The 13,741-nt window shown below is 77.4% G+C and carries 13 protein-coding genes; 3 read left to right on the forward strand and 10 right to left on the reverse strand.

Going from position 1 to position 13,741, the window contains the following annotated elements:
* The 6 genes from GTQ99_RS25075 to argS form a co-directional block, all read right to left on the reverse strand.
* Positions 1-372, reverse strand: a 372-nt coding sequence (locus tag GTQ99_RS25075; protein ID WP_338074907.1) for a Rho termination factor N-terminal domain-containing protein, incomplete at its 3' end; no start/stop codon positions are given.
* Between the two features lie 330 nt (positions 373-702).
* The gene (gene thrB, locus GTQ99_RS10725) at positions 703-1,677 is read right to left on the reverse strand and encodes a homoserine kinase (RefSeq protein ID WP_338074908.1); all 975 of its coding nucleotides are present in this window, start codon (positions 1,675-1,677) and stop codon (positions 703-705) included.
* A gap of 3 nt (positions 1,678-1,680) precedes the next feature.
* Positions 1,681-2,784: a threonine synthase gene (gene thrC, locus GTQ99_RS10730; protein WP_166615725.1), complete on the reverse strand. Its 1,104-nt coding sequence runs from the start codon at positions 2,782-2,784 to the stop codon at positions 1,681-1,683.
* Positions 2,784-4,145 carry a homoserine dehydrogenase gene (locus GTQ99_RS10735; protein ID WP_338074909.1) on the reverse strand — a complete coding sequence of 454 codons (1,362 nt, stop codon included), beginning with the start codon at positions 4,143-4,145 and terminating at the stop codon, positions 2,784-2,786. The genes thrC and GTQ99_RS10735 overlap by 1 nt, the downstream gene beginning before the upstream one ends.
* A gap of 84 nt (positions 4,146-4,229) precedes the next feature.
* On the reverse strand, positions 4,230-5,663 hold the full coding sequence (lysA, locus tag GTQ99_RS10740; RefSeq protein ID WP_338074910.1) for a diaminopimelate decarboxylase: 1,434 nt from the start codon (positions 5,661-5,663) through the stop codon (positions 4,230-4,232).
* Positions 5,663-7,327, reverse strand: coding sequence for an arginine--tRNA ligase (gene argS / locus GTQ99_RS10745; RefSeq protein WP_166615726.1), 1,665 nt, complete (start codon positions 7,325-7,327; stop codon positions 5,663-5,665). The genes lysA and argS overlap by 1 nt, the downstream gene beginning before the upstream one ends.
* A gap of 40 nt (positions 7,328-7,367) precedes the next feature.
* Between argS and GTQ99_RS10750 the strand changes: the two genes are divergently transcribed.
* Positions 7,368-8,051 (forward strand): DUF1345 domain-containing protein, encoded by a 684-nt coding sequence (locus GTQ99_RS10750; protein WP_166615727.1) that lies wholly within the window; start codon positions 7,368-7,370, stop codon positions 8,049-8,051.
* Here the strand turns inward: GTQ99_RS10750 and GTQ99_RS10755 are convergent.
* On the reverse strand, positions 8,005-9,489 hold the full coding sequence (locus GTQ99_RS10755) for a phytoene desaturase family protein (RefSeq protein WP_338074911.1): 1,485 nt from the start codon (positions 9,487-9,489) through the stop codon (positions 8,005-8,007). The two genes, GTQ99_RS10750 and GTQ99_RS10755, sit on opposite strands and share 47 nt — an antisense overlap.
* Positions 9,490-9,540: 51 nt before the next feature.
* Here GTQ99_RS10755 and GTQ99_RS10760 point away from each other — a divergent pair, with 51 nt between their 5' ends.
* Positions 9,541-10,065, forward strand: a complete 525-nt coding sequence (locus tag GTQ99_RS10760) for a SprT-like domain-containing protein (protein ID WP_166615728.1) — start codon at positions 9,541-9,543, stop codon at positions 10,063-10,065.
* A gap of 40 nt (positions 10,066-10,105) precedes the next feature.
* Here GTQ99_RS10760 and GTQ99_RS10765 read toward each other — a convergent pair whose 3' ends face one another.
* Both GTQ99_RS10765 and GTQ99_RS10770 read right to left on the reverse strand, forming a co-directional pair.
* Positions 10,106-10,924 carry a methyltransferase domain-containing protein gene (locus GTQ99_RS10765; protein ID WP_166615729.1) on the reverse strand — a complete coding sequence of 273 codons (819 nt, stop codon included), beginning with the start codon at positions 10,922-10,924 and terminating at the stop codon, positions 10,106-10,108.
* 83 nt (positions 10,925-11,007) lie between these two features.
* Entirely contained in the window at positions 11,008-12,069 is a 1,062-nt protein-coding gene (locus tag GTQ99_RS10770; protein WP_338074912.1) for an NAD(P)-binding domain-containing protein, read from the reverse strand.
* 164 nt (positions 12,070-12,233) lie between these two features.
* On the opposite strand from GTQ99_RS10770, the gene GTQ99_RS10775 reads away from it, so the two are divergent.
* A complete protein-coding gene (locus GTQ99_RS10775) occupies positions 12,234-12,731 on the forward strand; it encodes a phosphoribosyltransferase family protein (protein ID WP_166615730.1) in 498 nt (165 codons plus the stop codon).
* Here the strand turns inward: GTQ99_RS10775 and GTQ99_RS10780 are convergent.
* Positions 12,712-13,741, reverse strand: a 1,030-nt coding sequence (locus tag GTQ99_RS10780) for an ATP-dependent helicase C-terminal domain-containing protein (protein WP_276612145.1), incomplete at its 5' end; no start/stop codon positions are given. The two genes, GTQ99_RS10775 and GTQ99_RS10780, sit on opposite strands and share 20 nt — an antisense overlap.

A 13,741-nucleotide genomic window follows, 5' to 3' on the forward strand; every position in this document is an offset into this window, starting at 1 on the left:
CCGCCGCGCCGGGGCGGCGGGGGCCTCCTGCGCGGCGGCGGCCTCGGGGGCCGCGGCGGCGTCGGCCGGGACCTGCGGGGCCTGGACCTGCGGGGCCGGGGCCTGAGCGGCCTGGACCTGAGCGGCCTGGACCTCGGGGGCCGGCTGGGTGCGCGCGGCGCGGGTGGGCACAGCGGCCTGGTGCTCGCGGATGGCGGCCAGCAGGTCCACCTTGCGCATGCGGCCGGTGCCGCTGATGCCCAGCTCGGCCGCGAGGGCCTGCAGCTGCGGCAGGCGCAGGGCGGAGAGGCTGCCGGTGCGGCGCGCGGGCGCGTCGACGGCCCCGTCGGTCGCCGTGCCGTCGGTGGCAGCGATGTCGGTGGTGTCGGTCACGAAGGTCCTTCCCCCTCGTCGAGAACGACCTGCCCGCGGTCCTGCGTGTCGGGTCCGGGGCTGTCGCACTGACTGCCCGATCGGGCAGGAATTGGGTCCACGGACGCGCGAAGGCGCTGATCGATCGTGGAGACGCACCCGGAGGCAGGAGAACGTGCGCTGCAGAGGAGCGCCCCGCCGGTGAGTGCTGACGTCGATCCTAACACCCGAGACCCCGGCGGAGTTCCCCCTCCCCCGTTCGGGTGCCCGGCGCGTCGCCGCGCACCGCCGCAGCGGCCCCGCGCCACCGGCTGCGGGTGGGGCCGGGAGCGGGCTGCGGGTGGGCAGGGCTCAGTCGGCGTCCCAGCGGACGCCGCGGTCGGCGACGGGCCGGGAGAGCACGCGCCAGCCCTCCGCCGCGGCGGCGGTCCGCTCCACGTCCGCCGTCCGCTCGGGCGTCGTCAGCACCAGCGCGCTCGGTCCCGCCCCCGACACGACCGCCGCGAGCCCCTCGGCGCGCAGCGCAGCGAGCAGAGCGGCCGTCCGCGGCATGGCGGGCGCGCGCTGCGCCTGGTGCAGGCGCTCCACGGTGGCGTCGAGCAGCAGCTCCGGCGCGCTCGTCAGGGCGTGCACGAGCAGTCCCGCCCGGCCGGCGGTCAGCGCGGCGTCGCCGTGCGCGACGGTCGCGGGCAGCAGCGCCCGCGCGCGCGAGGTGGCCAGCTCCTCGGAGGGCACGCACACCACGGCGCGCACCCGCGGGTGCACCGGCAGCCGCACCGAGCGCACCGCCTCCGGGTGCGTCGGGTCGTCCCCGTGCGTCCAGGCGATGGTGAAGCCGCCGAAGACGGCCGGGGCGGCGTTGTCCGGGTGCCCCTCGCGGCGGGAGGACTCCGCGAGCAGGCGCTCGCGCACGAGGTCCTCCGGCTCGGAGACCACGCCGGCGGCGGCCAGCAGGGCCCGCGCCGCGGCCAGGCCCGCCACGATGGCCGAGGCCGACGAGCCCAGCCCGCGACCGTGCGGGATGGCGTTGCGGCACACCAGCTCCAACCCCGCCGCGGTGTACCCGGCCGCGGCCAGCTCCTCGCGCAGGACGCGCACCACGAGGTGGCGCTCGTCGTCGGGCACCCGCCCGGCGCCCTCCCCCTCGACCCGCACCCGCAGACCCGACGGCACGGTGCGCGCGCGCACCTCGTCGACGAGGTCGAGCGCCAGGCCGAAGGCGTCGAAGCCGGGGCCGAGGTTGGCGCTCGTGGCGGGCACGCGCACCGTCACGGCGGTGCCGGTGGGCAGGGGCGCGAGCGCCGCCTCGCGCGTGGGGGCGGACACCGCTCAGACGTCCATGCCCAGGGCGCGCGCGATGGTCACCGCGTCCGGCTGCACCCGCACCGGCTGCACCGGGCGGCGCGAGGCCTGCCCGTCGGCGCCGCCGGCGCCGCCGGCCAGCTCCAGGGCCCACTGGGGGTCCTTCAGCCCGTGGCCGGTGACGGTGATGACGATCGTCTGGTCCGGCTCCACCTCGCCGGCCTCGCACGCGGCCAGCAGCCCCGCCACGCCGGCCGCGGAGGCGGGCTCGACGAAGACGCCCTCCCGGGAGGACAGCCAGCGGTGGGCGGCGAGGATCTGCTCGTCGCTGACGGCGTCGATGCGCCCGCCGGAGGAGTCGCGCGCGCTCGTCGCCCCGCTCCAGGAGGCCGGGTGGCCGATGCGGATGGCGGTGGCGATGGTCTCGGGGTCGTCGACGGGGTGGCCCTTGACGATGGGCGCGGCGCCGGCGGCCTGGAAGCCCCACATCTTCGGCGTGCGGGTGGCGACCCCGTCACGCGCGTACTCGGTGTAGCCCTTCCAGTACGCGGTGATGTTGCCGGCGTTGCCGACGGGCAGCGCGTGGATGTCGGGGGCGTCCCCGAGCACGTCGACGACCTCGAAGGCGCCGGTCTTCTGGCCCTCGATGCGGAACGGGTTCACCGAGTTCACCAGCTCGACCGGGTACGCCTCGGCGAGCTTGCGGGCCTGGGTGAGGCAGTCGTCGAAGTTGCCGTCGACCTGCAGCAGCGTCGCGCCGTGGGCGACGGCCTGCGAGAGCTTGCCCATGGCGATCTTGCCGTCCGGCACGAGGACGGCGCACTTGATGCCGGCCGCCGTCGCGTACGCCGCGGCGGAGGCGGAGGTGTTGCCGGTGGAGGCGCAGATGACGACCTCGGCGCCGTTCTCCTTGGCCTTGCTCATGGCCATCGTCATCCCGCGGTCCTTGAAGGACGCCGTCGGGTTGCAGCCCTCGACCTTGAGGTAGACGCGCCCGCGCGCCCGCTCGGACAGGTGCCGGGCGGGCACGAGCGGGGTGCCGCCCTCGCCCAGCGTGACCACGGGGGTGTCCGCGGTCACGGGCAGCCGGTCCCGGTACTCCTCGATGAGGCCCCGCCACACGTGCGCCATCAGGCGTCCTCCCTCCCACCGGGTGCGGTGTCCACGCCTTCCACGCGCAGCACGCCCGCCACCGAGTCGACGATCTCCAGGTCCTCCAGCTCGTCGACGGTCGCGGCGAGCGCGGCGTCGGGAGCGCTGTGCGTGACGACGACGAGGACCGCCCGGCCCGCGTCGTCCTGGCGCTGCTGCACGGCCTCGATGGAGACGCCGTGCGCGGCGAAGACGCCCGCGACCTGCGCGAGCACGCCCGGGCGGTCGGCCACGTCCAGGCGCACGTGGTAGCGCGTGACGGTGTCCGCCATCGGCTGCACGGCCAGGTCCGCGTACGCGGACTCCCGCGGCCCCAGCCCGCCGAGCAGCTTGTGCCGGGCCACCGCGACGACGTCGCCGAGGACGGCGCTGGCCGTCGGGCGGCCGCCGGCGCCGGGGCCGTAGAACATCAGCTGCCCGGCCGCCTCGGCCTCGACGTAGACGGCGTTGAAGGCGCCGCGCACCCCGGCCAGCTGGTGCTCGCGCGGCAGCATCGCCGGGTGCACGCGCACCGAGACGGACTCGTTGCCCTCCGCGTCCCTGCTGCGCTCGCAGATGGCCAGCAGCTTCACGACGCAGCCCTGCACCTGCGCGGCGCGCACGTCCGCGGCGCTCACCTCGGTGATGCCCTCGCGGTGCACGTCGTCCAGGCTCACGCGCGTGTGGAAGGCCAGCGAGGCGAGGATGGCGGCCTTGGCGGCGGCGTCGAAGCCCTCCACGTCGGCGGTCGGGTCGGCCTCGGCGTAGCCGAGGGCCTGCGCCTGCTCGACGGCCTCGGCGAAGCCCATGCCGGAGGTGTCCATCTGGTCGAGCACGTAGTTCGTCGTGCCGTTGACGATGCCCAGCACGCGGCTGACGCGGTCGCCGGCCAGCGACTCGCGCAGCGGGCGCAGCAGCGGGATCGCGCCGGCCACCGAGGCCTCGAAGTACAGGTCGACGGCGTTCTTGGCGGCCGCCTCGTAGAGGACGGGGCCGTCCGCGGCCAGCAGCGCCTTGTTGGCGGTGACGACGGAGGCGCCGTGCTCCATGGCCCGCAGCACCAGCGTGCGGGCCGGCTCGATCCCGCCGATCACCTCGACGACGACGTCGGCGCGGGTGACCAGCTCCTCGGCGTCGGTGGTGAACAGCGCCTCGTCGACCGGCAGCCCGCGGTCGCGGCCGGTGCGGCGCACCGCGATGCCGACCAGCTCCAGCGGGGCGCCCGCGCGCGCGGCGAGCTCCTCGGACTGCGACGTCAGCAGCCGCGCCACCTCGGTGCCCACGACCCCGCACCCGAGCAGCGCGACCTTCACCGGCTCCACCGCAGCAGTCCCCCCGTCGTCCAGCCGACCGTCCAGCACGGTCGGCTCCACCCTCTCACCCGCGGCCCGCGGCCCCGTCCACGCGGTCCGCTCCGCGCCCGGCCGCCGCGGGCCGGGCCCGGGTCAGCCCGCGTCGAGCGCCAGCAGGTCCGCGGGCGTCTCGCGGCGCACCAGCACGCGCGAGGACCCCTCGCGCACCGACACCACGGCCGGGCGCGGGACCTGGTTGTAGTTGCTCGCCATGCTGCGGCAGTAGGCGCCCGTGCCGGGGACGGCGAGCAGGTCGCCGGCCCGCGCGTCCGCCGGCAGGAACTCGTCCTTGACGATGACGTCGCCGCTCTCGCAGTGCTTGCCGACGACCCGCGAGAGCACCCCGGGCGCGCTCGAGGCGCGCGAGGCGATCGTCGCGGAGTAGTCCGCGTCGTAGAGGGCGGTGCGGATGTTGTCGCTCATGCCGCCGTCGACCGAGACGTAGCGCCGCCGCGCCCCGGCGTCGAGGGCGACCTCCTTGGTCGTGCCGACCTCGTAGAGGGTGAACGTGCTGGGCCCGGCGATCGCGCGTCCCGGTTCCACCGACACCCGCGGCACGGCGATGCCCTGCACGAGGCACTCGCGGGCCACGATCTCGGCCAGCCGCCCGGCGATCTCGGCCGGCGGCAGCGGCGCGTGCTCGGAGGTGTAGGCGATGCCGTAGCCGCCGCCGAGGTCGATCTCGGGCAGCGTGACGCCGTGCTCGCGCTCGACGCTGCGGTGCAGGCCGAGCAGCCGGCGCGCGGAGACCTCGAAGCCGCCCATGTCGAAGATCTGCGAGCCGATGTGGCTGTGCAGCCCGTGCAGGTCCAGCTCGGGGCGCGCGAGGACCTTGGCCACGCCCGCCTCGGCCGCGCCCGAGCCCAGCGACAGGCCGAACTTCTGGTCCTCGTGGGCGGTGGCGATGTAGGAGTGGGTGTGCGCCTCCACGCCCACGGTCACGCGCAGCACCACCGGCGCCACCACGCCGCGCTCGTGGGCGAGGTCGGCGACGACGTCGATCTCCTCCAGGGAGTCGACGACGATGCGGCCCACCCCGGCCTCCAGGGCCGTGGCGATCTCGGCGCGGGACTTGTTGTTGCCGTGCAACGCGATCCGGCCCGGCAGGACGCCGCCGCGCAGCCCCAGGGCGAGCTCGCCGCCGGAGGAGGTGTCCAGGTGCAGGCCGTCCTCGGCGATCCAGCGGGCCACGCCCGTGGCCAGGAACGCCTTGGAGGCGTAGTAGACGTCGGCGCCGCCGCACAGGTCGGCGAACGCGTCGGCGAAGGCGTCGCGGAAGGCGACCGCGCGCGAGCGGAAGTCCAGCTCGTCGACGACGTAGAGCGGGGTGCCGTACGTGGCCGCCAGCTCGGCGACGTCGACCCCGCCCACGCGCAGCGCGCCGGCGGGGGTGCGCTCGACGGTGCGCGACCACAGCTGCGGGAGCAGTTCGTTGACGTCCGCCGGCGGGCGCAGCCACGCGGGGACGACGGCGATCGAGGAGCTGCCGGGCGTGTGCAGCTGCCCGGCCTCGTGGGTGCGGGACACTACATCCTCTCCGGGGCGGAGACGCCGAGCAGCGCGAGGCCGTTGGCCAGCACCTGCCGCGTCGCGTCGTTGAGCCACAACCGCGTGCGGTGCACGTCGGTGACCTCCTCGTCCGCGCGCGGGGTGACGCGGCAGGAGTCGTAGAACTTGTGGAACCGGCCGGCCAGCTCCTCCAGGTAGCGCGCGACGCGGTGCGGCTCGCGCAGCTCCCCCGCCCGGGCGACGACGGCGGGGAACTCCGCGAGCGCGGCCAGCAGCAGCGACTCGGTCTCGTCGACGAGCAGCGAGGGGTCGAAGGCGTCCTCGCGGCGCACCCCGGCCGAGGCCGCGTTGACGGCCACGTTCGCGGTGCGCGCGTGCGCGTACTGCACGTAGAACACCGGGTTGTCGTTGCTGCGCCGGGTGAGCAGGTCCAGGTCGATGTCGATGGGGCTGTCCACCGAGGAGCGCACCAGCGAGTAGCGGGCGGCGTCCACGCCGACGTGCTCGACGAGGTCCTCCAGCGTGACGACGGTGCCGGCGCGCTTGCTCATCCGGACCGGCTTGCCGTCCTTGAGCAGGTTGACCATCTGCCCGATGAGGATCTCGAGGTTCTTGCCGGGGACGTCGCCGAACGCGGCGCACATGGCCATCATCCGGCCGATGTAGCCGTGGTGGTCGGCGCCGAGCATGAGCACGCAGCGCTCGAAGCCGCGCTCGCGCTTGTCCAGGTAGTAGGCGAGGTCGCCGGAGATGTAGGCGGGCTGGCCGTCGCTCTTGACGACGACGCGGTCCTTGTCGTCGCCGAAGTCGCTGGTGCGCAGCCACGTCGCACCGTCGGCCTCGTAGACGCGGCCCAGCTCGCGCAGCTTGGCGATGGCCCGCTCCACCGCGCCGGAGGTGTGCAGGGAGTCCTCGTGGAAGTAGACGTCGAACTCGACGCCGAACTCCGCCAGGCTCTTGCGGATCTCGCCGAACATCAGCTCGACGCCCTCGCGGCGCAGGACCTCCTGCTGCTCCGCGCGCGGCTGCTGCAGCAGGCCGGGGGCGGTGCCGACGATCCGGGCGGCGATCTCGCCGACGTACGCGCCGCCGTAGCCGTCCTCGGGGGTGGGCTCGCCGTGCGCGGCCGCCAGCAGCGAGCGCGCGAAGCGGTCGATCTGCGCGCCGTGGTCGTTGAAGTAGTACTCCCGCGTCACCTCAGCGCCGCCGGCGGTGAGGATGCGCGCCAGCGAGTCGCCGACCGCGGCCCAGCGGGTGCCGCCGAGGTGGATGGGTCCCGTGGGGTTGGCCGAGACGAACTCGAGGTTGACCTTCTCCCCGCTCGGGGCGGCCGCGCGCCCGAAGGCGGCACCGGCCTCGACGACCGTGCGCGCCAGCTCGCCGGCGGCGGCGGCCTCCAGGGTGATGTTGAGGAAGCCGGGGCCGGCGGTCTCGACGGCCCGCACGCCGTCGACGGCCAGCAGCCGCTGCTGCAGCACGGCGGCCACCTCGCGCGGCGGCCGGCCGGCCTTCTTGGCCAGCTGCAGGGCGACGTTGGTCGCCCAGTCGCCGTGCTCGCGGTTCTTCGGGCGCTCCACGCGGACCTCGGCCGGGACGTCGGCGGGGTCGAGGGACAGCTCCCCGGCGGCGACGGCGGCGGCCAGGGCCTCCCTCAGGGCGGTGGAGAGCTCGGCGGGGGTCACGGGAGCCAATCCTACCGGCGCGCCTCGCTACGTTGCGCCCATGACGACCGCACCGCCGGCCGCGGCCCCCCGCCTGCCGCGCGTGCTGCGCTCGGAGTCGGGGCGGTACTACCTCGCCTTCCTCCTGGCCACGGCGGTCTCGCTGCTGTCGCAGCTGCTCGTGCCCGCCGACGGGCCCTACGACCGGGTGGCCCTGGGCCTCGTCGTCGTGCCGGCCGCTCTGCTGACGTACTCGGGGCTGACCCTGCTGGCCTTCGGCGTCGACTTCGCGGGCCGGCGCACGGAGTCGACGCTGCGGCGGGGGGTCTGGTGGCGGCGCTGGCTGCAGGCGGGCGCGGGCGCCGAGGTGGCCGTGACGTTCTCGGCGCTCGCGCTGCTGGCGGCCGTCGGGCTGGCGGCCACGGACGTCAGCAGCACCTCCGTGGGCTTCACCGCCGTCACCGCGGCCGTCGTCGTCCTGGCCTGGGTCACGGTCGTCGTCGCCTACGCCGCCGACTACGCCCGCCGCGACTGCGCGGCCGGCGGCCTGGAGTGGCCCGGCGAGGCGCCCCGCGGGTTCGGCGACTACCTGTACTTCTCCGCCGCGGTCTCCACGACCTTCGGGACGACGGACGTGACGGTGACCGCGGCCGCCGTGCGCCGGGTGGTGCTCGGGCACGCGCTGCTGGCGTTCGCCTTCAACACGGTCGTCCTGGCGATGCTCGTCTCCGCCCTGCTGGGCTGAGTCCGTCCGGGCCGACGCGGACCCCGAAGCGCTGGCGCAGCGCCCGCCGCGCCGCGTGCACCCCGGCCATCCCGTGCACCCCGGGACCGGGGGCGGTGGCCGACGAGCACAGGTAGACGCCCTCCAGCGGCGTCTCGTGCGGGTCCCAGCGCACCACCGGCCGGAACAGCAGCTGCCAGGGCGTGGCGGCACCGCCGGCGATGTCCCCGCCGACGAGGGTGGGGTCGTCGCGGCCCAGCTCGGCCGCGGACACCCCCGTGCGGGCCAGGACGAGGTCGCCGAAGCCGGGGGCGAAGCGCTCCACCTGGGCCTGCACGGCGTCCCCGGGGTCGAGCGTGGAGCCCAGCGGCACGTGCGCGTACGTCCACAGCACGTGGTGCCCGTCCGGCGCCCGGCTCGGGTCGAGCACCGTCGGCTGGCTCAGCAGCACGAAGGGGCGCTCGGGGTGGTGGCCGCGGGCGACCGCGCGCTCGGTGGCGACCATCTCGGCGCGCTCGCCGCCGAGGTGGACGGTGCCCGCCCGCGCCAGCCCCGGCGCCGTCCACGGCACCGGGCCGGAGAGCGCGAAGTGCACCGGCGCGGCCGCCGAGGCGTGCCGGTAGCGGCGCAGCGCCCGCGCGTAGCGGGCGGGCAGGGCGTCGCCGGCCAGGGCCAGCAGCCCGCTCGGCGCGACGTCGAGCAGCACCGCACCGGCTCGCGGCAGCTCGCGCAGGTCGGTGACGTCGCTGCCCAGCACGAGGCGGCCGCCGTGGGCGCTCAGGTCGGCGACGAGCGCGTCCGAGATCGCCTGCGAGCCGCCCTCGGGCACCGGCCAGCCGACGGCGTGCGCCAGGGTGGCCAGCAGCAGCCCCGCGCCCGCCGGGCCGAGCCCGCGCGGGGGCGCCACGGCGTGGGTGGCGACACCGGTGAGCAGGGCGGCGGCCCGGGCGGTGCGGAAGCGCGCGCCCCAGGCCGGGCCGCCCTGCTCGGCGACCGCCGCGGCCAGCAGGGCCGCGGCGAGCGGGTCCGGCGGCAGGTGCCGCAGGTCCGACAGGGCCAGGTCCACCACCCCGCGCCAGCGCCGGGCCAGCGGGCCCAGCAGCGAGCGCCAGGCGGGGCCGTCGGCGCCCAGGCCGTCGGCGGTGGCCGCCAGGTCGCGCAGCGCCAGGCCGGCGGTGCCGTCGTCGAGGGGGTGGCCGTAGGCGACCTCCGGCTGCAGCATCCGCACCCCGTGCGCGGGCAGGTCGAAGGCGCGGAAGAACGGGGAGGCCAGCGCCATCGGGTGCACGGCGGAGCCGGTGTCGTGGCGGTGGCCGGGCAGGGTGACCTCCCGGGTGCGGGCGCCGCCGCCGGCGGTGGCGGCCCGCTCGTGGACCTCGACCTCCAGGCCGGCGCGGGCCAGCACGACGGCGGCCGCCAGCCCGTTGGGCCCGGCCCCCACGACGATCGCGTCCACCACGGCGCCACCCTGGCAGCGATCGGTGTCGGCGGCGCGTGGTGGGGTGTGCGGGTGGACGTGGACGAGGCGCTGGCGATGGCGCGGGAGCTGCTGGCCGAACACGGGCCGGCGGGCTGGCGCATCGTGCTGGACCGGGCCAGGACGCGGGCGGGCGTGTGCCGGCCCGCGCGCCGGGAGATCGGGCTCAGCGCGCCGCTGGCCCGGCTGCACGCGCCCGAGGAGGTCCGCGACACGGTGCTGCACGAGATCGCGCACGCCCTCGTCGGCACCGAGCACGGCCACGACGCGCTGTGGCGGGCGACGGCGCTGCGGCTGGGCTGCAGCGGCGAGCGCACGGCCCCCGGGCCGCGGCCGGCGGGGCCGTGGACGGGCACCTGCCCCGCCGGGCACACCGCGACGCGGCACAGGCGCCCGTCGCGGCTGGTGGCGTGCGGCAGGTGCTCGCGCTCCTTCTCCCCCGAGCACCTGCTGACGTGGACCCACCGCGGGCGCCCGGTGCCGCCCGAGGAGATGCCCGAGGGCTACCGCGCGGACCTGCGCCGGCTGCGGGCCGCCACGGCCGCGGTCGGCGCCTGAGCCGGCGCGGAGCCGACCCGGCGGCGCCCGGGCCGCCCGCTCAGGCGCGGCAGAGCAGCTCGCCGTGGACCATCGTCATCCAGCCGTCCTCGTCGGCGGCCCAGGCCCGCCAGCCGGCGGCGCTGCGGGCCAGCGCCTCGTCGTCGAAGCCGTTCTCGCGCAGGCGCTCCGTCAGGGCGGAGGCCTCCACGCGCTCGGCCCAGGTCCCGCCCCACCAGGCGCGCTGCTCCGGGGTGGCGAACGTCCACACCGAGGCCGAGGGGACGACGTCGCGGAAACCGGCGGCGCGGGCCCACGACAGCAGCCGCGCGCCGGCGTCCGGCTCGCCGCCGGCGGCGCGGGCGGTGGCCCGGTAGCCGTCGAGCCAGGCGCGCAGCCCGGGCGGCGCGGGGTGGAAGGAGACGCTGGCGAAGTCGGCCTCGCGCACGGCGACGAGGCCGCCGGGGCGCGCGACGCGGCGCATCTCGCGCAGCACGGCGACGGGGTCGGGGACGTGCTGGAGCACCTGGTGGGCGTGCACGACGTCGAAGCCGCCGTCGGCGAAGGGCAGCGCGGTGGCGTCGGCGGTGCGCAGGTCGACGTGGACCCCGCGCTCGGCGGCGCTCGCGCGCGCGGTCGCCAGGACGTCCTCGGAGACGTCGACGCCGACGACGCGGCCGGGGGCGACGCGGGCGGCCAGGTCGGCGGTGATCGTGCCGACGCCGCAGCCCACGTCGAGCAGCGACTGCCCCGGGCGCAGGTGCGCGAGCAGGTGGGCCGCGGAGTTCTCGGCGGTGCGCCACCCGTGCGAGCGCTGGACGGCGGGGGCGTAGCCGTGGACGTAGCGGGCGGGCTGCTCGGCGGTGCGGGCGTTCGGCATGGGCCGACCCTGGCGGGCGCCGCCCCGCTCGTCCACATCGCGGACACCGGATCTCGCGATCCGAGACGCCGTGGGTGGGGCCGTCAGCGCCCGGCGAGGAGCGCGGCGACGTCCCGGACGGCCTCGCGCGCGGCCCGGGAGGCTCCCACGGTGCTCGCCGACGGGCCGTACCCCACCAGGTGCAGCCGGGGCTCGCGCACCGCCCGGGTGCCCTCGACGAGGATGCCGCCGCCCGGCTCGCGCAGGCGCAGCGGGCGCAGGTGGTGCACCGCGGGCCGGAAGCCGGTGGCCCACAGGATCGCGTCGGCCTGCTGCACCGAGCCGTCCGCCCAGGCCACCCCGTCGGGCAGCACCCGCGCGAAGGCCGGGTGGCGCTTGAGCACCCCGCTCTCGCGCAGCGCGGCCACCTCGGGGGTCAGCACCAGGCCCGTGGCCGAGACCACGCTGCCCGGCGGCTCGCCGGCGGCGACCCGCTCGGCCACGACCGCCACGGCCGCGCGGCGCGCGTCGACGTCGAACTGCTCGTGGAAGACCGGCTCGCGCCGGGTCACCCACGTGGTGGCCGCTCCCGCGGCGGCGAGCTCGGCGAGGTGCTGCACGGCCGAGACGCCGCCGCCGACGACGACCACGTGGCGGCCGGCGAACTCGGCCGGGCCGGCCCAGTCGGCCGTGTGCAGCTGCCGGCCGCGGAAGCCCTCCCGCCCCGGGTAGTGCGGCCAGAACGGCTTGGTCCAGGTGCCGGTGGCGTTGACGACGGCCCGGGCCGCGAACCGCGTCGCGCCGGTGTCCACGAGCAGCCGCGGGCCGGCCGAGCGCACCGCCAGCACCCGCACCGGCCTGCGCACCGGGTGCCCCAGCCGGCGCTCGTACTCGGCGAAGTAGGCGGGCACGACCTCGCGGGCGGGGGCGGCCGGGTCGACGTCGCCCAGCGGGAAGCCGGGCAGGTCGTGCACGCCGTTGACCCGCGCCATCGTCAGCCCCGGCCAGCGGTGCCGCCAGGCGCCGCCGGGCTCGGCGTCGGCGTCCAGGACGACGAAGCCGCGGCCGGGCTCCAGCCCGGCGCGCTCCAGGAAGAAGGCCGCGGCGAGGCCGCCCTGCCCGGCGCCGACGACGACGGCGTCGACGGTCGCCAGCGCGGGGCTCACCCGGGCCGCCGCGGGGTGCGGACCCCGACGCGCAACGTCGTCACAGCCAGTGATCGTAGGTCGCGGACCCGGCGGACGGCGAGGCAACGGGCCGAGGGCCGGGCGGCGGGCACGGCGGCGGGCGCGGCGGCGGGGCGCGCCGCGCGGTGGCTATCGTCGCCCCGGTGACCTCCGAGACCCCCCGCGAAGTCCTCACCTGGTCGCTGTTCGGCACCGCGGTGCGGGACCTCGCCACCGCGATCGCCGCCGACGGCTACCGGCCCGAGGTCCTGCTGGGCATCGCCCGCGGCGGGCTGCCGCTGGCCGCGGGACTGGCCTACGCGCTCGACGTGAAGGAGACGGGCACCATCAACGTCGAGTTCTACACCGGCGTCGACACCCGGCTGGAGGAACCGGTCGTGCTGGCGCCCTCCGTCGACCTGACCGAGCTGCGCGGGCGGCGCGTGCTCGTCGTCGACGACGTCGCCGACACCGGCCGCACCCTGGGCGTGGTCGTCGCGATGTGCCGCGAGGCCGGCGCCGACCCGCGCTCGGTCGTCGTCTACCGCAAGCCGACGACGCGGCTGGCGCCGGAGTACAGCTGGAAGGACACCGACCGCTGGATCGACTTCCCGTGGTCGGCGCAGGGCCCGGTGCCCGGGCTCAGCGCCCCCGCGTCCTGAGCGCCGCGCTCGTGCGGGCGGTCGCCACCGCCGTCAGCGGGTCCTCCGGCCACGGGTGCTTGGGGTAGCGGCCGCGCTCCTCGCTGCGCACCTGCGCGTACGCCCCCCGCCAGAAGGAGGCGAGGTCCGCGGTGACCGCCAGCGGCCGGCCCGCCGGGGAGAGCAGGTGCAGCACCACCGGCACCCGCCCGTCCACCAGGCGCGGGGAGGCCGTCCACCCGAACGCCTCCTGCAGCTTCAGCGCCAGCACCGGCGCGGCCGGGTCGGCGTAGTCCAGGCGCACCGAGCGCCCGCTGGGCACCGGCAGCTGCTCGGGGGCCAGCTCGTCCAGGCGGCCGGCCTGCGGCCACGGCAGCAGCGCCCGCAGGGCGGCGGTCACGTCGATGCGGGCCAGGTCCGCGCGCGAGCGCACCCCGGCCAGCTGGGCGCCCAGCCAGTCGCCGAGGGTGGCCAGCAGGTGCTCGTCGCCCAGGTCGGGCCACGGCTCGCCCAGCGCCGCGCGGCAGCAGGCGACCCGGCGGCGCAGCAGCTGCGCGGCCGGGCCGAAGCGCAGCAGGCCCAGCCCCTCGCGGCGCACGCCCTCCGCGACGGCCGCCGCCACGGCCGCCGGGTCGGGCGCCGCCAGCGGCTGCTCGGACAGCTCCAGCGCGCCCAGGCGCACGCTGCGGCGGGCGACGACGTCCCCGCGCCCGCCGTCGGCCCGCCAGGCGACCTCGTCGACGACGGTGGTGCCGACGACGTCGCGGGCGATCTCCTCGCTCAGCGGCGCCGCCAGCCGCACCCGCCCGGCGGCACGGCCCGGGACGCGGTCGGCGACGGCGACCGCGAGCCAGGACGCGCCCGCCAGCGGGCTGCCGGCGTCGACCTCCACCCCCGAGCCGCCGACGGTGGCGAAGCCGCGGCCCCGGGAGCGGGCGACGCGCTCGGGGTGGGCGAGCGCGACGACCGTGCCCGCGGCCAGGTCGCGCGTCAGCGCCGGGTCCGCACCGGCACCCCCGGCACCCCCGGCA

The organism is Kineococcus vitellinus (assembly GCF_009906315.1).
GTDB lineage: Bacteria > Actinomycetota > Actinomycetes > Actinomycetales > Kineococcaceae > Kineococcus > Kineococcus vitellinus.

Coding starts and splice junctions, on each gene's coding strand:
- thrC (WP_166615725.1), bottom strand. CDS start 2,784: ATGGCGCACGTGTGGCGGGGCCTCATCGAGGAGTACCGGGACCGGCTG.
- GTQ99_RS10750 (WP_166615727.1), top strand. CDS start 7,368: ATGACGACCGCACCGCCGGCCGCGGCCCCCCGCCTGCCGCGCGTGCTG.
- GTQ99_RS10765 (WP_166615729.1), bottom strand. CDS start 10,924: ATGCCGAACGCCCGCACCGCCGAGCAGCCCGCCCGCTACGTCCACGGC.